General features: G+C 65.5%; 20 protein-coding genes. 13 read left to right on the top strand and 7 right to left on the bottom strand.

Annotation, left to right across the window (positions count from 1 at the left end):
• The first annotated feature begins 12 nt into the window (after positions 1–12).
• The 8 genes from ABFD92_16025 to ABFD92_15990 all read left to right on the top strand — a co-directional run bounded on the left by ABFD92_16025 (position 13) and on the right by ABFD92_15990 (position 10,539).
• A complete protein-coding gene (locus ABFD92_16025; protein ID MEN6506047.1) occupies positions 13–1,419 on the top strand; it encodes a PQQ-binding-like beta-propeller repeat protein in 1,407 nt (468 codons plus the stop codon).
• A 113-nt stretch (positions 1,420–1,532) separates the two neighbouring features.
• On the top strand, positions 1,533–2,588 hold the full coding sequence (locus ABFD92_16020) for a hypothetical protein (protein MEN6506046.1): 1,056 nt from the start codon (positions 1,533–1,535) through the stop codon (positions 2,586–2,588).
• Positions 2,581–2,955, top strand: coding sequence for a hypothetical protein (locus ABFD92_16015; GenBank protein MEN6506045.1), 375 nt, complete (start codon positions 2,581–2,583; stop codon positions 2,953–2,955). Before ABFD92_16020 ends, ABFD92_16015 begins: the two co-directional genes overlap by 8 nt.
• Complete coding sequence (locus ABFD92_16010) at positions 2,952–3,563, top strand: 4Fe-4S binding protein (protein MEN6506044.1); 612 nt, start codon at positions 2,952–2,954, stop codon at positions 3,561–3,563. Before ABFD92_16015 ends, ABFD92_16010 begins: the two co-directional genes overlap by 4 nt.
• On the top strand, positions 3,560–4,840 hold the full coding sequence (locus tag ABFD92_16005) for a 4Fe-4S binding protein (protein ID MEN6506043.1): 1,281 nt from the start codon (positions 3,560–3,562) through the stop codon (positions 4,838–4,840). Before ABFD92_16010 ends, ABFD92_16005 begins: the two co-directional genes overlap by 4 nt.
• A complete protein-coding gene (locus ABFD92_16000) occupies positions 4,837–6,546 on the top strand; it encodes a PQQ-binding-like beta-propeller repeat protein (GenBank protein ID MEN6506042.1) in 1,710 nt (569 codons plus the stop codon). The genes ABFD92_16005 and ABFD92_16000 overlap by 4 nt, the downstream gene beginning before the upstream one ends.
• Positions 6,547–6,567: 21 nt before the next feature.
• On the top strand, positions 6,568–8,907 hold the full coding sequence (locus ABFD92_15995; GenBank protein MEN6506041.1) for an NAD(P)H-dependent oxidoreductase subunit E: 2,340 nt from the start codon (positions 6,568–6,570) through the stop codon (positions 8,905–8,907).
• A gap of 132 nt (positions 8,908–9,039) precedes the next feature.
• Positions 9,040–10,539, top strand: coding sequence for an FAD-dependent oxidoreductase (locus ABFD92_15990; protein MEN6506040.1), 1,500 nt, complete (start codon positions 9,040–9,042; stop codon positions 10,537–10,539).
• A 285-nt stretch (positions 10,540–10,824) separates the two neighbouring features.
• On the opposite strand, the gene ABFD92_15985 is transcribed toward ABFD92_15990, so the two are convergent.
• A complete protein-coding gene (locus tag ABFD92_15985) occupies positions 10,825–11,010 on the bottom strand; it encodes a DUF5989 family protein (protein MEN6506039.1) in 186 nt (61 codons plus the stop codon).
• Between the two features lie 173 nt (positions 11,011–11,183).
• Positions 11,184–12,296, bottom strand: coding sequence for an isocitrate/isopropylmalate dehydrogenase family protein (locus ABFD92_15980; GenBank protein ID MEN6506038.1), 1,113 nt, complete (start codon positions 12,294–12,296; stop codon positions 11,184–11,186).
• Between the two features lie 288 nt (positions 12,297–12,584).
• Between ABFD92_15980 and dapA the strand changes: the two genes are divergently transcribed.
• Positions 12,585–13,463: a 4-hydroxy-tetrahydrodipicolinate synthase gene (gene dapA / locus ABFD92_15975; GenBank protein MEN6506037.1), complete on the top strand. Its 879-nt coding sequence runs from the start codon at positions 12,585–12,587 to the stop codon at positions 13,461–13,463.
• An 87-nt stretch (positions 13,464–13,550) separates the two neighbouring features.
• Entirely contained in the window at positions 13,551–14,624 is a 1,074-nt protein-coding gene (locus ABFD92_15970; protein ID MEN6506036.1) for a mannose-1-phosphate guanylyltransferase, read from the top strand.
• A 177-nt stretch (positions 14,625–14,801) separates the two neighbouring features.
• Here ABFD92_15970 and ruvX read toward each other — a convergent pair whose 3' ends face one another.
• The 3 genes from ruvX to ABFD92_15955 form a co-directional block, all read right to left on the bottom strand.
• On the bottom strand, positions 14,802–15,230 hold the full coding sequence (ruvX, locus tag ABFD92_15965; GenBank protein MEN6506035.1) for a Holliday junction resolvase RuvX: 429 nt from the start codon (positions 15,228–15,230) through the stop codon (positions 14,802–14,804).
• A gap of 55 nt (positions 15,231–15,285) precedes the next feature.
• Entirely contained in the window at positions 15,286–15,717 is a 432-nt protein-coding gene (fucU, locus tag ABFD92_15960) for an L-fucose mutarotase (protein MEN6506034.1), read from the bottom strand.
• Positions 15,718–15,859: 142 nt separating this feature from the next.
• The gene (locus tag ABFD92_15955; GenBank protein MEN6506033.1) at positions 15,860–16,408 is read right to left on the bottom strand and encodes an FHA domain-containing protein; all 549 of its coding nucleotides are present in this window, start codon (positions 16,406–16,408) and stop codon (positions 15,860–15,862) included.
• Between the two features lie 77 nt (positions 16,409–16,485).
• Between ABFD92_15955 and hemW the strand changes: the two genes are divergently transcribed.
• The gene (gene hemW, locus ABFD92_15950) at positions 16,486–17,658 is read left to right on the top strand and encodes a radical SAM family heme chaperone HemW (GenBank protein ID MEN6506032.1); all 1,173 of its coding nucleotides are present in this window, start codon (positions 16,486–16,488) and stop codon (positions 17,656–17,658) included.
• 59 nt (positions 17,659–17,717) lie between these two features.
• On the opposite strand, the gene kdsA is transcribed toward hemW, so the two are convergent.
• Together kdsA and ABFD92_15940 are read right to left on the bottom strand one after the other, a co-directional pair.
• A complete protein-coding gene (gene kdsA / locus ABFD92_15945) occupies positions 17,718–18,533 on the bottom strand; it encodes a 3-deoxy-8-phosphooctulonate synthase (GenBank protein ID MEN6506031.1) in 816 nt (271 codons plus the stop codon).
• A 175-nt stretch (positions 18,534–18,708) separates the two neighbouring features.
• The gene (locus ABFD92_15940) at positions 18,709–19,635 is read right to left on the bottom strand and encodes a diacylglycerol kinase family protein (protein MEN6506030.1); all 927 of its coding nucleotides are present in this window, start codon (positions 19,633–19,635) and stop codon (positions 18,709–18,711) included.
• Positions 19,636–19,830: 195 nt separating this feature from the next.
• Between ABFD92_15940 and ABFD92_15935 the strand changes: the two genes are divergently transcribed.
• Positions 19,831–21,159: a DNA-directed RNA polymerase subunit alpha C-terminal domain-containing protein gene (locus tag ABFD92_15935; GenBank protein ID MEN6506029.1), complete on the top strand. Its 1,329-nt coding sequence runs from the start codon at positions 19,831–19,833 to the stop codon at positions 21,157–21,159.
• Between the two features lie 241 nt (positions 21,160–21,400).
• Positions 21,401–22,741, top strand: a complete 1,341-nt coding sequence (locus tag ABFD92_15930; protein MEN6506028.1) for a SpoIID/LytB domain-containing protein — start codon at positions 21,401–21,403, stop codon at positions 22,739–22,741.
• Positions 22,742–22,834 lie beyond the last annotated feature (93 nt).

Below are 22,834 nucleotides of genomic sequence, written 5' to 3'. Positions count from 1 at the left end.
TACTGGCGTGATATGCGCAGCACGGGCACGATAACAACCTGGCTGGTTCCGGCGCTGGTGGCCGCCGGCGGCATCGCGGGCGTCACGGCGTGGCTGCAGTGGCAGCCGTCGATCATGGTTTCGCCGCGCGTCGCCGGAACCGACCGACCGCCACAGGCCGCCGCGGCGACAAGCCAGAGCTTCCAGGGAAAGCTCATCGCCGTTCAGGGCGCCACGGCGGATGAATCACTCACTGGCGCCTGGCCGTGCTTTCGCGGAGCTGACCGCGACAACGTCAATCGCGAGGATAACATCTTCCTGGCCAAGAAGTGGCCGCCCGCCGGGCCCGCGCCGCTGTGGAATATCGAGGCCGGCGAAGGCTACGCCGGACCGGCCGTCCTCAACGGCCGCGTGTACCTCACCGACTACGACCAGGTCCGCCGAGCCGACGCGGTGCGATGCCTCTCGCTGGGCGATGGCAAGGAGCTCTGGCGCTACACCTACCCCGTGCCGGTCAAACGCTTCCATGGCATGAGCCGCACGACCCCGGCCGTCACCGACAAGTTCGTCGTCTCGATCGGCCCCAAGTGCCACGTGACCTGCCTGGACGCCAAGAGCGGCGAGCTGCTCTGGAAGATCGACCTCGTCGCCGAGTACGGCAGCGTCGTTCCGCCCTGGTACGCCGGGCAGTGCCCGCTGATCGATAACGGCCTGACCATCCTTGCACCCGGCGGACCGGATGTCTTAATGATGGCCGTCGACTGCGCGACCGGGGCCGTCAAGTGGAAGGCCCCCAATCCGCAGGGCTGGAAGATGACGCACTCCTCAGTCACCCCGCTGGAAGTGGGCGGACGGCGGATGTACCTCTACTGTGCCGACAAGGGCATCGCCGGCCTCTGGGCTGACGACGGGACCATCGCCTTTACCAGCACCGAGTGGCGCATTAAGATCGCCAACATCCCCACCCCGGTGGACGTCGGCGAGGGCAAGATCTTCCTGGCCGGCGGGTACAACGCCGGATGCATGATGATGCAGATCGAAGAGAAGGACGGCCGCGTCATCGCGAGGAAGCTCTGGGCCAAGCCAGCCGAGGTCTTCGGCGCCACGCAGCAGACGCCGGTCTTCTACGAGGGCTACATCTACGCCATCCGCCCCGACGGGGAACTGGCGTGCATCGACAAGAGTGGAAACCTCCTCTGGAACTCCGGCCCGGCCAATCGCTTCGGCCTGGGCCCGCTGCTGATTTCACAGGGGCTGATCTATGCCTTGGATGATGATGGAACCCTCACGATGGCCCGGGCTACGCCCTCGGGCTACGAGCAGCTTGCCCGCGCAAAGGTGCTCAGCGGCCACGACTGCTGGGGTCCGCTGGCGCTGGCGGGCGGGCGATTGATCGCCCGCGACCTGACCCGCATCGTGTGCCTGAGCGTGGCTGAGTAGTGTGGCTCGGGTGCCATGGCGGCCGTTGTCCAGCCGCCATGCTTGCGGATGACGATGAGGGACATGGTGGCAGAGAAACGGCCGCCATGGCACCCCGGAATGCGAGGTTCTTGATGGCTGACGAAAACAAAGACGGCAAAAAGACGCGCCGCGAGTTGCTGCTCGGGGCCGCGGGCGCCGTGGCCGCCGGCGCGGCGGGATACTCCGTCTACCGCTACGTCGCCAATAAGGACCAGCCCCCCGCCGAGCACCGCTACGACCTCTCGCCCTACCAGGGAACTCAAGGCGCGCCCATTCTGTATAGAGAGGAGGTCACAAGAGGGATTGCCACGAAGCTGAAGGAGCCGCGCGGTATCGCGATAGGAGGATCCGGGGGCGTCTATGTCGTCGGCGACCAGATCATCCGCCTTCCGTACTCCCTTTACGGCGACCAGCCTTACGAGATCAATTGCCCGCCGGGTGCGCCGATGTGCGCGGCTGAGAGCGAAAAGACGCTTTTCTTGGGGTTCAAGGATCGCATCGCCGTCCTCACGGATTTGTCGAAATGGCAGAAACCCTGGCCCAGCCGCGGCGACAAGGCCCGCTTCGCCGCCATCGCCGTCAGTGGCGACAACGTCTTTGTCGCCGACGCGGGCAACCGCGTCGTGCTGCGATATGACCGCGCGGGCAAGCTGATCAACGAGATCGGCCGCAAGGATGCGGCCAAAGGCTGCGAGGGGCTTGTCGTGCCCAGCCCGTACATGCCGCTGGCCGTGACGTCGGACGGGCTGCTGCGCGTGTCCAACCCGGGCAAGCACCGTGTCGAGGCGTACACCTTCGACGGACGCTTCGAACTGTCTTGGGGAATGCATGGCACCGCCATCGACAAGTTCTGCGGCTGCTGCAATCCGATCGCCTTGGCGATGATCAGCGGCGGGCGCTTCGTGACCGTCGAGAAGGGCATCACGCGCATCAAGGTCTACGACGCCGAGGGCAAGTTCCAGGGCGTCGTGGCCGGGCCTGATCAATTTGCCGAGCACGACACGATCTGTGCGGCCGGCACGGGCGGATGCACGTACGGCGGCCTGTCCGTCGCGGCAGCGCCCGACGATACGCTCTACGTGCTTGATCCATGCACACGACAAGTGCGCGTCTTTGTGCCAAAGCCTGCGGAGGCAAAGCATGGCTGATAACAACCACAAAGGTTCGGGGAGCATGGGCGAGACGCCCATGCCACAAAGCAAGAGCATGGGCGAGACGCCCATGCCACTCACGGGCGAGACGCCCTTGCTACGCGACGGGGTGCCACGCACAACTCCGTTGAGCGTGTCCCCGAACGTCACGCGCCGCGGGTTCTTCGGGATACTCGCCCGAGTCGCCGCGGCGGCGGGCTTGGCCGCCGGTGGCGCGGCACTGAGCCTCCTTCGCAAAGGCGGCGAAGGTCCGTTGAAAAATCAGTCATGCACCAGCCGCGGTCTCTGCCGCGGCTGCGGCGCATTTCAGACCTGCGCTCTGCCGGCAGCGATGTCGGCCAAGCAGGCGGGGGTGAAACCGTGAGTGCCCCTTCCGGAAGGCAGCCCACCCGCCGCGGCGCGCTGGGCATGATCGTGCGCATCGCCGGCGCCGTCGGGCTGGGGGCGGCCGTGGCGTCGATCGGGCGTTGGGCCGGCGGCCCGGCCGCCGCATCGACCACGGCCCAGCGCGAGGTCTGGCAGCTCGACCCACACAAGTGCATCCAGTGCGGGCGGTGCGCCACTGCCTGCGTGCTGACGCCCTCTGCCGTCAAGTGCGTACACGCCTACGCGATGTGCGGCTACTGCGAACTATGCACCGGGTACTTCCCGCCCGATCCGTACGATCTCACCACGGCCGCCGAAAACCAGCTCTGCCCCACCGGGGCCATCCAGCGCAGCTACATCGAAGATCCTTATTACGAGTACATCATCGACGAGAAGCTCTGCATCGGCTGCGGCAAGTGCGTCAAGGGTTGCGCGGCCTTCGGCAACGGGTCGCTGTTCATGCAGGTGCGCCACGACCTGTGCCTCAACTGCAACCAGTGCGCCATCGCCGCCGCCTGCCCGGCCGGCGCCTACCGCCGCGTCAGCGCCGCACACCCGTACCTGCTCAAGGATCGCTCCGAGAACGCAAAGGAGTCGCCCCAGTGAAGCGTTCGCTGCCGACGATTGCGTTGGTGCTGGTCCTTACGGCTGCGGCGCTGGGCGCCGAGCGGTTCCCGCCGCCGGAGTTCACCAACCACGTTCTGCCCACAACCACTACCCCCGCGCCGCGCAGCGTGGTGGCAGACATGGTCTACATCGGCGCCTTGGCGGTCGCACTGGCATTGGCGGCGCTGTTCGTTCACGTCCTGCGCAGCCGCGTCGCGATCGTCGTGCTGGCGATCGTGTCGCTGGGGTATTTCGGCTGGTTTTACGGCGGGTGCCTCTGCCCCGTCGGAGCGGTGCAGAACGTCGCACAAGCGCTGGGCGGGGGGGCGGTCCTGCCCGTGCTGGTCGTGGTCGTCTTCCTGCTGCCGCTGATCGTGGCGATCTTCGTCGGACGCGCCTTCTGCGCCGGCGTGTGCCCCCTGGGCGCCATCCAGGACCTGGTGGTAATCCATCCGCTTCGCGTCCCCTCGTGGCTCGATGGCTCGCTGCGCCTGCTGCCCTACGCGTACCTGGGCCTTGCGGTGCTGGCGGCCGCCACCGGCAGCGCGTACCTGATCTGCGAATACGACCCGTTCCTGGGTCTGTTCCGCCTGGCCGGGCCCCTGACGATCGTCATCGCGGGCCTGTCGCTTCTGGCCATCGGCACGATCATCGCCCGCCCGTACTGCCGCTGGCTTTGCCCCTATGGGTTGATGCTGAGTTGGGCGTCGCGATTCAGCCAGCGCCGCGTGAAGATCGCTCCTACGCAATGCGTCAACTGCCGCCTGTGCGAAGACGCTTGCCCCGTCGGGGCAATCCAAACGCCCAACAGCGGTCGCCCCGTCCCGCGACATCAGGGCCGCGGCGCGCTGGCAGCCACGCTCGTGCTGCTGCCCGTGCTCGTCGCCGCCGGCGCCTGGGGCGGTAAGCTATTGGCCCCAACGCTGGCGCGTCTCGATGCCACCGTGCGCCTGGCCGAACAGCTTGACGCCGAGGCCTCCGGCGCCGCGGCCGGCACGACCGAAGCCAGCGACGCCTTCCGGGCGACTGCACGCCCGGTCAAGGACCTGCAAAAAGACGCCGCCGCTCTGCGGGAAAAGTTCCTGCTGGGCTCGACGCTCCTGGGCGCGTTCATGGGGTTGACTGTCGGCGGCAAGCTCGTGAGCCTCTGTCGCCGCACAACCCGCACCACCTATGAAGCCGACAAGGCACTGTGCCTCGCGTGCGGACGCTGCCTGAAGTACTGCCCTGTCGGGCGCGGCGCTGCCGAGACGGCGCTGGGAGGCGCCGCGACATGACCGACCCCCGCACACTCTGGCACCCCGGAGCGGCCAGGCTCTGGCTGCGCGCCGCGACCCTCTCGGCGATGATCGCGGCGGCTATGGCCGCGCTCGTTGCGGTGCTGCTGGCGGTCAATCACGCGTATCTGCGACTGGCCGACCCGCTCGACAGCCCCCAGATGACGCAGATCAAAACGCAGTTGGCCGTCGCGCCAAAGGACGTCTCGCTCCGCCGCCAGCTTAGCGATCTGGACAGCCGACTCCGCCAGGATTACTTCACCCGGCGAGACATGCAGACGCGTGGGCTGTGGGTCCTTGCAGCGACCGTCGCCCTCTTTGTGGCCTCTACGCGATTGGTGGTGCTCTGCCGGCGGCGCCTGCCCCACCCGGCCGCACACGCCCCGCCACCGGCGCCTCGCTCGTCATTGGGACGCTGGGCCCTGGCCGGTTGCACGCTGATGCTGGCCGGGGCAGCCGTGCTGGCGGGATGGACCACCGCCCCGCCGGCGCCGCCAGCCCCGACGTGGCCTGCCCCAGCCGAGCTTGCAGCTAATTGGCCCGCCTTTCGCGGGTTCGACGGATCGGGCATCGGTCCCGCCGCCGGTTCATCAACGAGCTTCGACGCCCGCAGCGGCAAAGGCGTGCTGTGGAAAACGCCCCTGCCTCTGCCCGGGCACAGCTCGCCCGTGGCCTGGGGCGACCGCGTCTTCCTGACCGGCGGCACGGCCGACAAACGCGAGGTGTATTGCATCGCCGCCGACGATGGGCGGATGCTGTGGGTCGGGACCGTCGGCGAGATCCCTGGACGCGAGCCCCCGCCGACGGAAATTCTCGAAGACACCGGCTGGGCCGCCCCCACCCCGGTGACAGACGGAAAGTTTGTTGTCGCGGTCTTCCCCAACGGCGACCTCGTCTGCTACAGCGTCGAGGGCAAGCCCGCCTGGGCAGTTAATCTCGGCACGCCGCGGAACGGGTACGGCCACGCCAGTTCGCTGGCGATGTACCGAAACCTCGTGCTGGTTCAATACGACCAAGGCGGCGAGAGCGACGGTCGCAGTTCGCTGTTGGCCTTCGATATCGCCACCGGTCGGCAGGCGTACCGTCGCCCGCGCGGCGTCGGGCAGTCGTGGACGTCGCCGATTGTGATCGCGACGAATGCGGGTGATCAGCTTATCACGTGCTCGAACCCGTGGGTGATCGCGTACCAGCCCGCCACCGGCACAGAGCTGTGGCGAGTCAAATGTCTCGAGGGCGACGGCGGACCCTCGGCCGCCTTCGCCGGCGGGCTCGTGCTGGCTGCCAACGAAAGCAGCATGCTCGCGGCGATACGCCCTGACGGGCAGGGCGACGTGACGGCTTCCAGGATCACCTGGAAGTACGACGAAGCCCACCACCTGCCGAACATCTGCAGCCCCGTCGCCGACGCCAAGCGGGCCTACCTGTTGACGACCGAAGGCATGCTGACGTGCCTGAGCATGGCCGACGGCCGGAAGCTGTGGGAACACAACCTGGGCGAAAAGTGCATCGCCTCGCCGACGCTTGCCGGCGGACTGCTGTACGTGATCACCGAAAAAGGCGTGGTACACATGCTGGCGCAGGCGGACGAATACCGACCGGTTGAAAAAGCCGATCTCGGCGAGCCCTGCCAGACCTGCCCGGCCTTCGTCGGTGGGCGAATGTTTATCCGCACCCAGAAGCATTTGCTGGCGGTGGGAAAGAATTGACCCAGACAAGAACGAGAATTGATGACCGAGTCGGATGTGAAATACGTTAATGACTTGATCGTACGCCACGGGCGGCAGCGCGAGGCGCTTATCCCTATTCTGCAGGAGTTGCAGGATCGCTATCGCTATCTGCCTTCGGCGGCGATGGAATATCTCGTCGAGCAGACGGAGATCACGGCCGCGGATGTCGCGGGCGTGTCCACCTTCTACAAGCGGTTCCGTCATCAGGAGGCCGGGCGGCACACCATTGCCGTCTGCCACGGGACCGCCTGCCACATCAAGGGAGCGGGCCTGGTAACCGAGGCGCTGCGCAAGATTCTGGGCATCGCCGACGGCAGCGACACCGATCCGCAAGGCCTCTTCACGCTGGACAAGGTCTCGTGCCTGGGCTGCTGCACGCTGGCGCCGGTGGTGAAGATCGACGACGTGATCTACGGCCATCAGAGTCCCGAGACGGTGGCGGCGATGCTGGGCGATTTTCTCAGCCAGGCCGATCAGCCGGCGCCATCGCCCCGGCGGGGCAAGGGCGCAGCGCCGCGAGGCGAGGTGCGCATCGGCATGGGTTCGTGCTGCCAGGCCCGCGGCAGCGCCAAGGTGCTGGCGGCTGTCGAAGACGCCGTCGCCGGCTCGGGCGCCGCGGCGGCAGTTAAACGCGTCGGGTGCGTGGGCATGTGCCACCAGACCCCGCTGTTGGAGATTGTCCGCCAGGGAAAGCCCGCCGCCCTCTACGCCTGCGTGCAACCCGAGGACGCCGCGGCGATCGTGCTGAGGCACTTCGCTCCGCACGGGGCGGCCAATCGCCTGCGCACCGCCGCGACGGCGATGCTCGATCGCCTCCTTACCGACGAGGCGGCCCGTCCGCTGACGCGCTACTCGCTCAACGCCCGCGACGCCCAAGTGTCGGACTTCCTGGGCCCTCAGATGCATCTGGCCACCGAGCACGGCGGGCAGGTCGACCCGCTGGATCTCGATGAATACCTCAGCACCGGCGGGTTCGACGCGCTGAAGCGATGCCTGGGCCAACTATCGCCGGCGCAGATCGTCGATACGATCGCTCGCAGCGGTCTGCGCGGTCGCGGCGGGGCGGGCTTCCCGACCGGTCGCAAGTGGGCGGCCGTTGCGTCAGGCGACGGCCCGCGATACCTCGTCTGCAATTGCGACGAGGGCGACCCGGGCGCCTTCATGGACCGCATGCTGCTGGAGAGCAGCCCCTATCGGATCATTGAGGGCGCAATGATCGCCGCCCGCGCCGTGGGCGCTGCGGAAGGCATTTTTTACATCCGTCACGAATACCCGCTTGCGGTGATGCGTCTTTCGCACGCGATTGATACATGTCGCCGGCGCGGCCTGCTGGGCAAGAACATTTTCGCCGGCGACTTCTCGCTGGACCTGCGCATCGTCGAAGGCGGCGGAGCGTTCGTCTGCGGCGAGGAGACCGCCCTGATCGCCTCGCTGGAAGGCCGCCGCGGCATGCCGCGCCTCCGCCCGCCCTATCCCAGCCGCCAGGGCCTGCACGGGCGCCCGACGCTGGTCAACAACGTTGAGACCATGGCCCTGGTGCCCTGGATCATCCGCAACGGCGCCGAGGCGTTCGCCGCCATCGGCACCGACGCCAGCAAGGGCACCAAGGTCTTCGCCCTGGCGGGCAAGGTTGCCCGCGGCGGACTCATCGAAGTGCCCATGGGCGCGACCATCGGCCAGATCGTCAACGAGATCGGCGGCGGCGTGCTGCCGGGGCGCACGCTCAAGGCCGTGCAGATCGGCGGGCCCAGCGGCGGCTGCCTGCCCGCCGAACACCTCGACACGCCCATCGACTTCGAGGCCCTGACGCACGCCGGGGCCATCATGGGCTCGGGCGGCCTGGTCGTGCTCGACGACGAAGACTGCATGGTCGACATCGCGCGGTTCTTCCTGGACTTCACGCAGCACGAATCATGCGGCAAGTGTACGTTCTGCCGCGTCGGCACGCGGGCGATGCTGGATATTCTCGAAGGCCTCTGTCAAGGCCGCGCCGTCGCCGCCGACCTGGCACGCCTGGAAGAACTGGCACACCAGGTCAAAGCCGGCAGCCTCTGCGCCCTGGGCGGCACCGCCCCCAACCCGGTGCTGACGACGCTGCGGTACTTCCGCCATGAGTACGAAGCCCACGTGGCCGGCCGCTGCCCCGCCGGCGTGTGCAAGGCGCTGATCGCCTACGCGATCAACGACAAGTGCATCGGCTGCACGCGCTGCGCCCAGCACTGTCCGGTGGGCGCCATCGAGGCGCACCCGTACCGCCGCCACGAGATCGACAAGCAGAAGTGCATCCGCTGCGGCACGTGCAAGGGCGTCTGCCCCGTCGGCGCTGTTGAAATCCGTTAACCGCAGAGGACGCAGAGGACGCAGAGAAATGAAAGAGAGAGGGGTGGCATGGCGACACGGGAAGCGAGTCGCCATGGGCCTGCAACATGATATTGGATGGATGGATGGATGGATGGATGAGTGGATGGGTGCATGAATAGCATGATTACGCTGACTATCGACAACCAGGAAGTCTCAGTCGACGAGGGCGCGACGGTGCTTGATGCGGCCCGGGCGCTCGGGATCGAGATTCCCACGCTGTGCCACTGGGGCGGCTGCACGCCGCAGACGTCGTGCATGGTCTGTCTGGTGAAGGTCGAGGGGATGTCGCGGATGCTGCCCTCGTGTGCGACGCCGGCCGCTGAAGGCATGCGCGTGCAGAGTCAGACGAGCGAGGTGATCGAGGCGCGCCGCACAGCCCTGGAACTGCTGCTGGCCGAGCACCTGGGCGACTGCCTGGCCCCGTGCCAGCTCGCCAGCGCCCACCGCGTACACATCCCGCAACTGCTGCGACAGGTGATGGCCGGCGACATGAACGCCGCCATCAAGACGCTCACCGCCGAAGTAGCCCTGCCGGCCATCCTGACCCGCATCGAGGACGAACCGGCCGAAAAAGCATGCCGCCGCATGTACCAAGATGCCGCCGTCGCCATCGGCGCCATCGAACGCCACGTGGCCGACGCGAACCTCGCCGCCGGTCCGCGCGTCCCGCAATGCGCGGCCGCGACGGGCAAACGAGTGGCCGTCATCGGCGCCGGCGTGGCCGGCCTGTCGGCGGCATACTTTCTGCAGCGGTCCGGACACGCATGCACGCTCTTCGATCGCGGCGATTGGCCCGGCGGCAAGCTGCGCGGCGTGCCGGAGGATCTGCTGCATCCGCACGTGGCGGCCAAGGAGATCGGCGTCATCGCAAAGATGGGCGTGGTCTTCGAGATGAAGACGGCGATCGGTTCCCAGCGGCCTCTGGCGGAACTGGCCCGTGAGTATGACGCCGTTGTTGTGGCCGCGGGCGAGTCCTTCAGCGACAATGCCGCGGCGCCCAACATCTTCCGAGCCGGGGCCGCCCACCGACCCGGCATGTCCGCTCTGAGGGCCGCTGCCGACGGAAAAGACGCCGCCTCGCGCGTGGATCAGTTCCTCAACGGACGCGACGTTACCGGCCTGGACAAACCGTTCTCGACCCGGATGGGCCGCCCGACCGAAGACGACGTAAAGGTGTTCATGCATGCGGTCAGCCCCGCCAGACGATGGACCGACACCGGCGACCGCAGCGTTCTGACCGACGAGCAGGCCGCCGCCGAAGCCGCCCGCTGCATGCACTGCGACTGCCGCAAGGCCGACAACTGCCGCCTGCGCGACTGGTCCGACGCCCTCGACGCCGCAGTCAACCGCTACCACCTGCCCCGCCCGCCGTTCGCGCAGGACCTGCGCCACGCCGATGTGATCTACGAAGCCGGCAAGTGCATCAAGTGCGGCCTGTGCGTAGCGATCTGCCAGCAAGACGGCGAACCGCTGGGCCTGAGCATCACCGGCCGCGGGTTCAACGTGGAAATCGCCGTCCCCTTCGACAAGCCCCTCAGCGACGCCTTCACCAATGCCGCCCAAGCCTGCATAGAAGCCTGCCCTACAGGCGCGCTGGCGTTCAAAGAATAGATTTAGCTATCCGCTTTCAGCCACATATACGGCTGTCATCCAATTTGGACCGTGGGTCGCTACTTAAGGCGGCATGTGGGAGAGCAGCCAAAAGAACCCGCTGAAGAGCAGGGCCGGGATTGAGATCGCCAGTATCAATACAGTCAATCCTGCCTTCAGGCCCGCAGAGGTTTTCTGTCTCCACAGCCACGAAAGCAGTTGGCTTTTCCCATGCTGATGCGGTTAGTTTGCATGCGACTGCTCACGCCACATTATCCACTGATAGCTGAGAGCTGACAGCTTCTTTTAGAACAGCGTATAGATGAACGGCGCAACGGCGGATGAGCCGCTGATGACGATCAGCAGCGCCACCAGCAGCAGGACGATGATGATCGGCGCCAACCACCATTTCTTGTTGTGCAGGAGGAAGTCCAGGAACTCGGCGAAGAAACCGGGGGCGGGCGCGTCTGCCTGCGAGGCGAAATCGTTCAACTTGCTGTTGTTCTTTGCCACGATCGATCCTCGTCGGGATGCATTATACACCAGGACGGGATTGGATGCACACTCTTGCCGCTTGCGGCTTCGCGGTTGTTCTGAAAGCAAAGAAACCACGAAGCCGCAAGCGGCAAAACACTCCGGAAACGCTTCACGGCGTCACTATGAGCTTACTTCATCGCCGCGACGATGGCGTCTGCCATTTCGCTGGTGCCCACGGCGGTCGGGTCAGTGCGCTGGGGCTTCATGTCGTAGGTGACGCTCTTGCCCTCGGCGATGACGGCGGCGGTGGCTTTCTCCAGCCGCTCGGCGGCGGCCTTTTCGCCCAGGTGCCGCAGCATCAGCATGCCCGAGAGGATCAGGGCCGTAGGGTTGACCTTGTTGAGCCCCTTGTACTTGGGGGCCGAGCCGTGGGTGGCCTCGAAAACCGCGCTGGTCGTGCCAATGTTGGCCCCGGGCGCCACGCCCAGGCCGCCCACCAGGCCCGCGCACAGGTCCGAGAGGATGTCGCCGTAGAGGTTCGGCAGCACGAGCACGTCGTAGAGCTCGGGCTTCTGCACGAGCTGCATGCACATGTTGTCGACGAGGCACTGATCGAACTGCACGTCGCTGTATCCGGCGGCCACTTCTTCGGCGACGGCTTTGAACAGCCCGTCGGTGTACTTCATGATGTTGGCCTTGTGGATGGCGGTGACCTTCTTGCGGCCGTTGGCGCGGGCGTAATCAAAGGCATATTTCACGATCCGCCGCGTGTTCTCGACGCTGATGGGCTTGATCGAGATGCCGGTGCTATCCTTGCCGGTTTTGATCTTTCGGTCGGTCGCCAAGCGGTTGATCTGGTCGATCAGCTCGGCGGTAGCGGGCAGCCCGCGCTCGAACTCGACGCCGGCGTACAGGTCTTCGCAGTTCTCGCGCACGATCACCAGATCGATATTTTCATAGCGGCTGCGGACGCCCTTGTAGCTCTTGCACGGGCGAACGCAGGCGTAGAGATCCAGCGTCTGGCGCAGCAGCACGTTGACGGAGCGGAAGCCCGTGCCGATGGGCGTGGTGATCGGGGCCTTGAGCGTCGCATCGCTGGCGCGGACCGCTTCGATGGTTTCGGCCGGCATGGGCGTGCCGGCGGTGGCCATGATATCGACTCCCGCCTGACAGACGGTCCAGGCGATCGAGCCGGCGCCGCTGGTGCAGACCAGCGCCGCGTCGACGCACTTCCGCGCCGCCTCGGCCAGTTCGGGCCCCACGCCATCCCCCATGATCAACGCAACTTTGTGTGCAGCCATCGGCCGTTCCTTTCCGTAAAACGAGGCAGGATGGTAACAGAACCTTTCCTCCATTTCCAACAGCTTGCTCGCAACCGCCGTCGATCGATGAGCCGCCGCAGGTCGGCCAGGACGCTGAGAATGTCGGAAGATGAAACAGATTCCCCCTCAGCGACCTCGGCGGCTGATATGATTTCTGAGCAAATCGTCACAGGAATTCACGGAACGAAATTTGCGGGGCAATTGCCCGCACGGCGAGGGCTGTGGTAGTATGCGTCCGGAATTGGCAGTGGGGTAGAGGATTGGATCATGGCGCGGATGAAACTTGAAGGATCGATGACGGCGTTAGTGACGCCCTTTGCCGGCGGCGAGGTCGACTACGCGGCGCTGGGCAGGATCATTGATGCGCAGATTGCCGGCGGCACGCAGGGGCTCGTGCCCTGCGGCACCACGGGCGAATCGCCCACGCTCAACTACGCCGAGCACGACCGGGTGATCGAGTTCACCGTCGAACGCACTGCAGGGCGCGTGCCGGTCATCGCCGGCACGGGCAGCAACTCCACCGCCGAGGCCCTCGAACTGACCGCTCACGCCAAGAAGGCCGGGGCCGACGCCTGCCTGATCGTCAACCCCTACTACAACAAGCCCACCCAGGGCGGCATGATCGAGCACGTCAAGCGATTGGCTGAGATCGACCTGCCCATCGTGCTGTATAACATCCCGGGGCGCGCCGGCATCGAGCTGTCCGCCGAGACCGTCGTGCGCATGTACCGCGAGATTCCGCAGGTGGTGGCCGTCAAGGAAGCCACCGGCAAGCTCGACATGGCCAGCGCCATCGCCGCCGAGTGCGACATCACCATCCTCAGCGGCGACGACTCCCTGACGCTGCCCATCGGCTCGGTCGGCGGGCGGGGCGTCATCAGCGTGCTGGCCAACCTGCTGCCCGCCGAAGTGCGCAAGCTCTGCGACCTGATGCTTGCCGGCGACATGGCCGGCGCCGCCGCGCAGCACCTCAAGCTCTTTCCGCTGTTTCGCGGGATCTTCATGGAGACCAATCCCATCCCGATCAAGGCGGCGATGGCAATGGCTGGCATGATCCGGAACGAATTGCGCCTGCCGATGACGCCGCTGTCGGAAAAGCTGCGCCCGGAGCTGGCGAAACTGCTGGCGCCCTTTGGGATAGGTTGAAGACTTCACCAAATCGGTCTGTGCGTCCGATAGAAGGTTAGCGCTATTATTGTTCATACGCTGGACCAATGAATTGAGGAAGCATCGATGAGGTATGCCGTGATCCTGGCCGGCGGCGCCGGCAAACGCCTCTGGCCTTTGAGCCGGTTGAACCGCCCCAAGCAGCTCCTGCCCCTGATTGAGGGCAAGACGCTGCTGACCATCGCCGTCGAACGCCTCAAGGGACTCTTCCCCCCCGAGAACATCCTCGTCATCACCAACGCCGAGTACGCACGACAGGTCGCCGACGCCCTGCCCGAACTGCCGCCGCAAAACATCGTCGGCGAACCGGAAGGCCGTGACACCGCCGCCGCCATCGCCCTGGGCGCCCAACTCCTGGCCGCCCGCGACGCCGAGGCCGTCATGGCCGTCTTCACCGCCGACCACGTCATCCGACCCCAACGGGAGTTTGCACGCTGCGTCGAACGCGCCATCGAGGCCGCCACCGAACACGCCGACGCTCTGGTGACGCTGGGCATCCGCCCGACGTGGCCGCACACCGGCCTGGGGTACATCCACTGCCAGGAAGAATACGGCGCCGGACTGCAGGAGGTTTCAGGCTTCAAGGAAAAGCCCAGCCACCAGGACGCCCGCAAGTACGTCGAGTCGGGCAAGTACTACTGGAACAGCGGCATGTTCGTCTGGAAGATCCAGACCATCCTGCAGTCGCTCAAGCAGTTCCTGCCCGAAACCATTGCCGCGCTGGACCCGATCCGCCAGGCCGCCGCCGACGGCCAGGACGTGGCGCCGCTGCTGGCGAAGATCTATCCCTCGCTGCAGAAGATCAGCATCGACTACGCGGTGATGGAAAAGGCCCCGCGCGTGCTGATGGTCGAGCTCACCGCCGAGTGGCTCGACATCGGCAGTTGGCCCGCCCTGTCCGACGTGGTCGAGAATGACGAGAGCGGCAACGTGATCGTCGCGAAAAATGCCGCAGTGATCGACAGCGGCCGCAACATCATCGTCAGCGAGAACGGCCACCTGCTGGCCGTGGTCGGGATGGACGACTGCATCATCGTCCACTCAGGCGACGCGACGCTGGTGTGCAACAAGTCCGACTCGCAGCGCCTCAAGGAACTCGTCGCTCTGCTGGAAGAAAAGTACGGCAAGAAGTACACCTGAGAAAATGGGCACTGTCAGGTCGGTTGATTGGTGACTGGTCAATAGGTTAACTGGTTAACTGATTACTTGGTGAATCGCAACCGCTAGCGAGTCAAACAACAACGCACGTCGACATGCCACCCGTCCCCGCTTTTGCCGCTTGCGGCTTAGCAGTTTTTAAACGCGCAAGCGGCTTCTTCACGGGCGCGGCGCTGCGTCCGGTCCGTCGCAGGCGAAGAAGTCCTGGAGAATCTCCGCGGCGGCGATGGCGTCCTGGATCGCCCGGCGCTTGCCGCGGGTCATATGCCCGGCGAGAGTCTTGTCGGCTGCGAAGCTGCTCAGGCGTTCGTCCCAGAGTCGCACGTCCAGGCCGGTGGCCTGCTGGAGCATCAGGGCGAAGTCCCGCGCGAGCTTGGCCTGGGGGCCTTCGCTATCGTCCATGTTCAGCGGCAGTCCGACGACGATCCCGCCGGCGTTGTATTCTTGAGCAAGCTTGATGATCGCCGGCGCCACGGCCTCGGGCGGCTGGGCGGGGATGACCTTCAGCGGCGAGGCGATCCCCCTGCCGGCGTCACCGCCAGCCAAGCCTATGCGCACGTCGCCATGATCAACGCCGAGCCAATACATCTTCGCCCCTCCGGGGCTTGAAATCTCAAATCACAGATTTCAAATCCCAAACGCGTCAGCAGGGGGTGACGCCTTTCTTGAGAATGATGTTGCCGTACTTTGCCATCTCGCCGGTCATGACGACGGCGAAGGCTTCGCGGGCCTGGTCGTAGAAAGCGAAGCGGTCGATCCGCTTGATCGGCGGCGTCTGCGGCGCGTGGCGGTCGACGGCGGCGCGATAGGCCTTCTCGACGGAGGCGTCGAGCGTGTCGCCCTTAACGGCCGCCATCATGACCAGCGGCGCGTCAACGTACGCGTCGAGTTCGAACAGCGGCAAAATCGCGTCAAGCAGATCCGCGATCTTGAGCCCATCCGCCCGGACGACGTTATTGCACATCGTGTGTCCGGGAAAGTGCGCGTCGGCCAATACGATCTCGTCGCCGTGACCCATGCTGGCCAGCACGGCTAGCAGTTCCGGACTCAGCAGCGGAGAGATACCTTTGAGCATGAACGTTCCTTTCTGAAAGAGCACATAATTAAATAGCCGCTGAGGTCGCTGAGGTCGCTGAGGAAAGAAGTTTTTTATCTTCTTTCAGCCTCAGCGACCTCTGCGACCTCAGCGGCTTAATACATGAGCAACCAGCCCGTGATTACTTCTTTTTGTCTTTGTCGCGTTCGCTGGCGAGGGCTTCCAGGGCGGCGATGGGGTCGAGTTCGACGGCGTCTTCTTCTTCGATGACGACCTCGTTATCTTCGCCGCCGGCGAGACCGCCCAGCATGTCCGCATCGGAGGCCCCGCCTCGGGCGGTGACATCGGCGTCAACGTCGACGACTTCCTGGGCGGCTTGGCCTTGCTCGGCCATCTTCTGGCCCTTGGTCTTGACGGGCTGGATTTCCTGGGGCTCGCCGTCGAGCTGGACGGTGAAGACGATGGGCCCGACGACGACTCGGTCGCCAGCCTGCAGAGACACCTCGCCGCTGATGCGGCGGTTGTTGACGTACGTGCCGTTGGAAGAGCCCAGGTCCTTGGCGGCGATCGTGTCGCCGTTGAGAACCAGTTGGCAGTGATGGCGCGACACGCTCAGCAGCGGAATCCGCAAGTCGCAGTCTTCAGAGCGGCCAATCGTGACCGACTGCCCCGTCAGAGGAAAGTCCTTACGCTGCCCATCGCCTTTGAACATTACCAGTGTTACGTCCATAACCGCCTCGATGGTTGGGGTAGCCACGTTTGCCGGCTGCCTAGGAATAACTGCCCATTTATTTTATGATCTTACGCATGGCCTGCAAGAAAAAAGGTGACGCGATTTCGCCGGATACGGTTAAGGCCCTATACCTCCACGTGCCCTTCTGCCTGCGCAAGTGCCGATACTGCGACTTCTACTCCGTCACGGCCGACGCGTCCCGATTCGCCACATTTGTCCGAGCCGCCGGGATAGAGCTGGAAATGCGACGCGCCGAGCTGTCCGCACCCGCCGACAGCATCTTCGTCGGCGGCGGAACGCCCACCGCCCTGGGCCCGGCCGCGCTGGAAAAGCTGCTGGCTCCGCTGACCGCTCTGGCCGCGCGCGATTGCGAGTTCTCCCTCGAAGCCAATCCCTGCAGCCTCGACTCTGCCGTCGCGAGCGTCATCGAAGCCGCCGGCGTCAACCGCGTCTCGATCGGCGCACAATCGCTGCATGACGGGGAACTGGCCACGCTGGGGCGGCCGCACAAAGCCGCCGATGTCGCCCGCGCCGTCGAGACCGTCCGCCGCGCCGGTATCGACAACATCAGCCTCGACCTGATATACGGCATCCCCGGCCAGACCCTCGCCTCGTGGCAGCAATCATTGACGGCCGCGATGGCACTGCGACCCTCGCACATGAGTTGCTACGCCCTGAGCGTCGAGGACGGCACGCCTCTGGCCGCCGACGTCGCCGCCGGACGCCTGCAGCCCGCCGACGAGCAGACGCAGAAGGACTGCTACTGCGCCGCCATCGCCGCCCTGCGCGACGGCGGCCTCGAACACTACGAGATCTCCAACTTCGCCCGCCCCGGTCGCCGCTGCCGCCACAACCTGACGTACTGGCACAACCGCCCATACGTGGGGATCGGTCCAGCCGCCGCCAGCTACGTCGCCGGCACGCGCCGCACCAACAACCCTGATCTGGATGCCTATATCGCCTCCCTGACTGCCGGGCGACAGCCCCCAGCTTCCGCCGAGCACCTCAGCGGCAAAGCGGCCTACGCCGAAACGCTGATGCTGGGCCTGCGCCTGATCGATGGCGTCAATCGCCCCGCCATGGTAAAGCGGTTCGGCACCGATCCCGTCGAGGCGTTTCCCCAGGCCGTTACCCGTTACGCGTCGCAAGGCGCCCTGGTGGTGACCGACGACCGCATCCGCATCGCTCGTGAATACCTTTTCGCATCCGACACGATCTTGGCCGACATCATCGCCGAACGGGATTGACTGCCGAGCACGCAGCGTTCGTGGCGCGGCTGCACCTGCGGTGCCGCCGCACGTCGGGATCAGGCCCGGGCGGCTTGGAAGATCTTCAGGCAGCTTGCCAGGATGGCGGGCATGTCGGCCAGGGCGATCTGGCTGGCGGCGTCGGATTTGGCTTTGGACGGGTCGGGGTGCGTTTCGATGAACAGCGCGTCGGCGCCGGCGGCCATGGCGGCTTTGGCCAGGACGGGGGCGAACTCGCGTCGGCCGCCCGAGGCGTTGCCCAGCCCGCCGGGCTCCTGCACCGAATGCGTGGCGTCGAAGACCACCGGGGCCCACTGGCGCATCTCGTACACGCCGCGGAAGTCGGTAATGAGGCGGTTGTAGCCGAAGCTCGTGCCGCGCTCGGTGATGAGCACCTGGTCGTTGCCAGCCGTGCGGACCTTCTCGACCGCCCCGGCCATATCCCACGGGGCCATGAACTGCCCCTTCTTGATGTTGACGGGCTTGCCCGCCTGGGCGGCCGCGACCAGCAGGTCGGTCTGGCGGCACAGGAACGCGGGGATCTGCAGGCAGTCGACGATGGCGGCCGCCGGGGCCACCTGGGCGATCTCATGCACGTCGGTCAGCACGGGCACGCCGATGTCCTTCTTGACCCGGGCCAGCCACGCCAGCCCGGTCTCCAGGCCCGGTCCGCGATAGCCCGCCGCGCTGGAGCGATTGGCCTTGTCGTAGCTGGCCTTGAAGACGTACCCCACGCCCAGGGCCGCGCAGGCGTCGCGCATCGCCGCGGCGACGTTCAGGCACAGTTCCAGGCTCTCGGCCATGCAAGGCCCGGCGATCAGCACGAGCTCGCCCTGCCCCACCGCCACCGGCCCGATATTGCACACTTTCGACATTTTCAATCCGCCACAAAAAAGGGAAAAACATCCAGGGCGGCGTCGCGGCCGCCGCACTCCAGGGTCGCCTTGCGGCGACGGGAGAGGTCAGCGCACTTCCGCTGCCCTCCGCGGTCTCCGTTCGGCCTGAGGCTCACGGCTCGAAGGCTGCGGCCTCTGCGGTGAAGGGCGCTTGTCATACCACGTGGCCGCCCTTCCAAGGCCAGATCGTGCGCCTTCCCGGCGCTGGGACAATCAGCTTGACCTGGTCGGTGCCGACGGAGATGTCCAGCGGGCTGTCGGGTCCGACGTCGCCGTCGACCTGCGAGAGCACGCGACGGTCAGTTTCGATGTGCAGCTTGCGGAACTGGCGGTACAGGGCGTTGCCCTTGAGCGGGTGGCGGCGCAGCATCGTCCAGGCCGCGTGCAGCAACAGCGCCGTCTGCTCGTGGCAGGAGAAGACCACCAGGTCCAGCAGCCCGTCGTCGAAGTGGGCGTTGCGGCAGATCCGCAGCCCCACCGCGTAACGAGAGATATTGCCGATGAACGCCAGACCGTAGTCGTCGAAGATCTGCTCGCCGTCGGCCGTGATGCGCAGGCGCGGGAAGTCGTGCTCCCAGAACGTCCGCCAGATCGGCCAGAAGTAGCTCAGGTGCGAGATGTGCCCGGTGCGGGCCTGAGAGACGCGCCGCACGACCTCGCCGTCGAACCCCACGCCGATGATCAGCAGGAAGTTGCGGTCGTTGACCACGCCCACGTCGCACGAGACGATCATGCGGGCGCGGTAGATGTTCAGGATCGCCTCGGCGTCGGCAGACATCCCCAGTTCATTGGCCAGCAGATTCTCCGTGCCGGCCGGGCAGACGAGCATGGGCACGTCGGTGCCGGCCAGCGCGGTGGCCACTTCGTTGACCGTGCCGTCGCCGCCCCAGACGAGGATCGAGTCGGCGTCGTCGACGACCTTGCGCACGTAATCGGTGGCGTCGTGCGGGCCGGTCGTGCGGTGCTCGACCAGCGGGATCCCCGCCGCCCGCATCGCCAGGCGCAGGTTATTGACCAGCAGCTTCCTGCCGCCGTAGCCGCTGTGCGGGTTGATCACCAGATGTACCGGTTTGTGTTGCATCGTCCTATTCGTGGCACAGCCTTTCCAGGCTGTGACCCACAGGCTGGAAAGCCTGTGCCACCTTTGGCCCACAGGCTGGAAAGCCTGTGCCACTACAGTTGCTATTGCAAGCCCTTGGGCCGAAGGTATAATACTCCATTCGTCATTTAGCCGGTGACATCTTACCACTAAAACTTGGCGTTGAGGAGACCTGCGATGCCCGAGACGGTCAGCGAGAGCCTGGATACAGTTGTGCAGAAAGAGAATTGGACGCTTGAAGATCATGACGCGATCCTGGTCAAGCTGACGGAAGAGTCCAACGCCCCCGCCCGCGTGCGGAAGATTCTGGCGACGCTGGAAGCGGAGAACCCCGACCCCAAAGGCCCCGCCGCCCAGAAGATCGGCATCGCCCGCTACATGCTCTGGCGATTCGAGTCGGCGCTGGAGGCCCTGGCGGCCGCGGCTGACAACAAGGATCGCCGCTTCTTCCAGGCGTTGTGCTACAAGCACCTGCGCCGCTACGACAAGGCCTTGGAAGAGTTCGCCCGCGCCCGCGACAAGGGCGCCGACCAGGTCAGCGTCGACATCCAGATCGCCGAGACGCACGCCCTGTCGGGCAATCTCGAAACCGCACAGGGGCTGCTGGGCAAGCTGGCCAAGACCGCCGGTTCGGACCCCCGCTTCCTCGTGACGCGCGGCCTGACGCAGGAACTGGCCGGCAACGACGAGCAGGCACTGGCCGACTACCAGCGCGCCCTGGAGATCAACCCCAACGACACCGCGGCGATGTTCCGCCTGGCGTTCTTCTGGGACCTCCACGGCGAGGAAGAGCAGGCCATGACGCTGTACAAGCAGTGCGTCGAGCGCCCGCCGGTGTTCGCCAACGCCCTGTTGAACCTGGCGACGCTGTACGAAGACCAGGGCCTCTACGACAACTCGATCAGTTGCCTGCGCCGCATCCTGATGACCAACCCCAACCACCCGCGGGCGCGCATGTTCCTCAAGGACGCCGAGAGCTCCAAGAACATGTACTACGACGAGGACCAGGCCCGGCGCATCGCCCACCGCAATGCCATCCTCGACATCCCGGTGACCGATTTCGAGCTGTCGGTGCGGGCCCGAAACTGCCTCAAGAAAATGAACATTCGAACCCTGGGCGACCTGATCCGCACCAGCGAAGCCGAACTGATGAGCTACAAGAACTTCGGCGAGACGTCGCTGCGCGAAATCAAGAGCATGCTCGGGGCCAAGGGCCTGCGCCTCGGGCAGGCGCTGGAAGAAGCCGAACTGTCCGGCCTCATCTCCGCCCCCGCCACCAAGACCAACGTCAAGAACGAAGGCGTGCTGGCCACCCCGATGGCCCAGATCGCCTTCTCCAAGCGCGCCCGCAAAGCCCTGGACAACCTGGGCATCACCACCCTGGGCGAACTGACCGCCAAGACCGAAGCGGAACTGCTGGCCTGCGAAAACTTCGGTCAGACCAGCCTCAACGAAATCCGCCAGCGCCTCGGCGAATACGGCCTGGCCCTGCGCGAACCGGATTGAGCCGAAAATTCGAAATTCGAATATCGAAATCCGAAACAAACAACAAAAGGCGAAAGAAACAAACGAGAACTGAACCGCGCTGAGTGTTTATTCGCTTTGCGTTTTGCCGATTGATATTCTGGGCCTTGATCTCCTTGTTTCTGCTTGTTGTTTGTTTCTTGTTGTTTGTTTCTTGCTGTTTGTTTCGGATTTCGATATTCGGATTTCGAATTTGGTTTTTCGTTGCGGAGCAACGACCGGCATGGCGGCCTTCGACTTCAAAGCGTTTCTCGCATCTCGGGGCGACTGGGTGCGCCGGGCCCTCGACCGCTACCGCGGTCTTTCCCCCATGCAGCGCATCGGCCGAGCGGTGGCCGTGTGTCTCCTGACCGCCGGATGCCTCGGGCTGCTCGTCGGGGCGGGCAGTTGCAGCCGCAAGATCCGCCCCGACCGCGACGCCATCCCCCCGGGCAAGGCCCCGCTCCTGCGCGTGCGCATCAGCGGACGTTCGGCGGAATCGGCGGCCGTCTTCACCACCGGGCCCTACCGCCTGCTCTGCGGCGACACGGTCATCGGCGAATCGTCCTTGGCGATGCCAGTGACGACGGTGAAGCGCGAGGGCAATTCCTGGCGCGTCGGGCAGCGGCTGTTCCTGGGGCCGGACCTGACGCTGGAGACGTTCAACCGCGCCCACGTCGGCTATGCGAGCAAGGCCTACCGCGGCGCGCTGCGTCTGGCGCCGGCGGGCTCCAACGCCCTGATGGTGATCAACCACATCGACGTGGACAACTACCTCGCCGGCGTGCTGGCCAGCGAGCTATACACCGACTGGCACATCGAGGCGTATAAAGCCCTGGCCGTGGCCGCACGCACCTTCGCCCTCTACCACGTGGTCACGGGCAACTCGGCGCAGGCGTTCCATATCGGGGCCGACCAGTCCGCCCAGATGTACACCGGCGTCGCGGGCGAGACCGACAAGAGCCGCCAAGCCGCCCTCGATACCCGCGGACTGGTGCTGGGGTTCGGGCCGGAGGGCAACGAGCGCATCTTCCTGGCGCAGTACTCCGCCTGCTGCGGCGGACGGGTGAACCCCGTCGACGTGCTGCGCGACGGGGAAACCATCGAACCGCTGCGCGGCGGGCAGTTCTGCTCCGACTGCCGCGCGTCGAACTACTACCGCTGGCCGGAAGTCACCGTCCCCAAACGCCAGGTCTATCTGGCCCTGGTAGACGCTCTGGGCGACAAGGCCAAGGTCCTCAAGAACGTTTCCGACATCCGCGTCACCCAGCAGACGCCGTGGGGGCGACCGATCTGGGTGGAAGCCGTCGGCGCCGGCGGGCAGACGCTTCGCCTGCGGACCGAGAACCTCCGCTACGCCCTGATGGCGCGTAAGGCCTACGCCCCGCAAGTGGCCAACATCCGCAGCAGCAACTGCACCATCCGCTCCCGCGGTGATTTCATCGTCTTCTGCGACGGACAGGGCTTCGGACACGGCGTGGGCCTGTGCCAATGGGGCGCCCAGGCCAAGGCCCTTCAAGGCTGGTCCGCCGAACGCATCCTGAACTTCTACTACCCCGGATCCAAACGCATCCCCGTGTATTGAAACAAATCCGAAATTCGAATCTCGAAATTCGAAACAAAAGGCAATTAAACAAGAAGCAAATTCAACAACATGATTCTTCTGATTGTTGTTTGC

The sequence above is a fragment of the Planctomycetaceae bacterium genome (genome assembly GCA_039680605.1).
Classification (GTDB): Bacteria; Planctomycetota; Phycisphaerae; order SM23-33; family SM23-33; genus JAJFUU01.
The sequence above is the reverse complement of the archived record's forward strand: the minus strand, read 5'-3'. Positions and strand labels throughout refer to the sequence as shown.

Bases quoted from the DNA above. Each gene is read 5' to 3' on its own strand.
- kdsA (MEN6506031.1), bottom strand. From the start codon at position 18,533: ATGTCGAAAGTGTGCAATATCGGGCCGGTGGCGGTGGGGCAGGGCGAG.
- ABFD92_15940 (MEN6506030.1), bottom strand. From the start codon at position 19,635: ATGCAACACAAACCGGTACATCTGGTGATCAACCCGCACAGCGGCTAC.
- ABFD92_15995 (MEN6506041.1), top strand. From the start codon at position 6,568: ATGACCGAGTCGGATGTGAAATACGTTAATGACTTGATCGTACGCCAC.
- ABFD92_15930 (MEN6506028.1), top strand. From the start codon at position 21,401: ATGGCGGCCTTCGACTTCAAAGCGTTTCTCGCATCTCGGGGCGACTGG.
- ABFD92_15980 (MEN6506038.1), bottom strand. From the start codon at position 12,296: ATGGCTGCACACAAAGTTGCGTTGATCATGGGGGATGGCGTGGGGCCC.
- dapA (MEN6506037.1), top strand. From the start codon at position 12,585: ATGGCGCGGATGAAACTTGAAGGATCGATGACGGCGTTAGTGACGCCC.
- ABFD92_15970 (MEN6506036.1), top strand. From the start codon at position 13,551: ATGAGGTATGCCGTGATCCTGGCCGGCGGCGCCGGCAAACGCCTCTGG.
- ABFD92_16000 (MEN6506042.1), top strand. From the start codon at position 4,837: ATGACCGACCCCCGCACACTCTGGCACCCCGGAGCGGCCAGGCTCTGG.
- ruvX (MEN6506035.1), bottom strand. From the start codon at position 15,230: ATGTATTGGCTCGGCGTTGATCATGGCGACGTGCGCATAGGCTTGGCT.
- ABFD92_16015 (MEN6506045.1), top strand. From the start codon at position 2,581: ATGGCTGATAACAACCACAAAGGTTCGGGGAGCATGGGCGAGACGCCC.
- ABFD92_15955 (MEN6506033.1), bottom strand. From the start codon at position 16,408: ATGGACGTAACACTGGTAATGTTCAAAGGCGATGGGCAGCGTAAGGAC.
- ABFD92_15990 (MEN6506040.1), top strand. From the start codon at position 9,040: ATGAATAGCATGATTACGCTGACTATCGACAACCAGGAAGTCTCAGTC.
- ABFD92_15935 (MEN6506029.1), top strand. From the start codon at position 19,831: ATGCCCGAGACGGTCAGCGAGAGCCTGGATACAGTTGTGCAGAAAGAG.
- ABFD92_16020 (MEN6506046.1), top strand. From the start codon at position 1,533: ATGGCTGACGAAAACAAAGACGGCAAAAAGACGCGCCGCGAGTTGCTG.
- ABFD92_16025 (MEN6506047.1), top strand. From the start codon at position 13: ATGCGCAGCACGGGCACGATAACAACCTGGCTGGTTCCGGCGCTGGTG.
- hemW (MEN6506032.1), top strand. From the start codon at position 16,486: ATGGCCTGCAAGAAAAAAGGTGACGCGATTTCGCCGGATACGGTTAAG.
- fucU (MEN6506034.1), bottom strand. From the start codon at position 15,717: ATGCTCAAAGGTATCTCTCCGCTGCTGAGTCCGGAACTGCTAGCCGTG.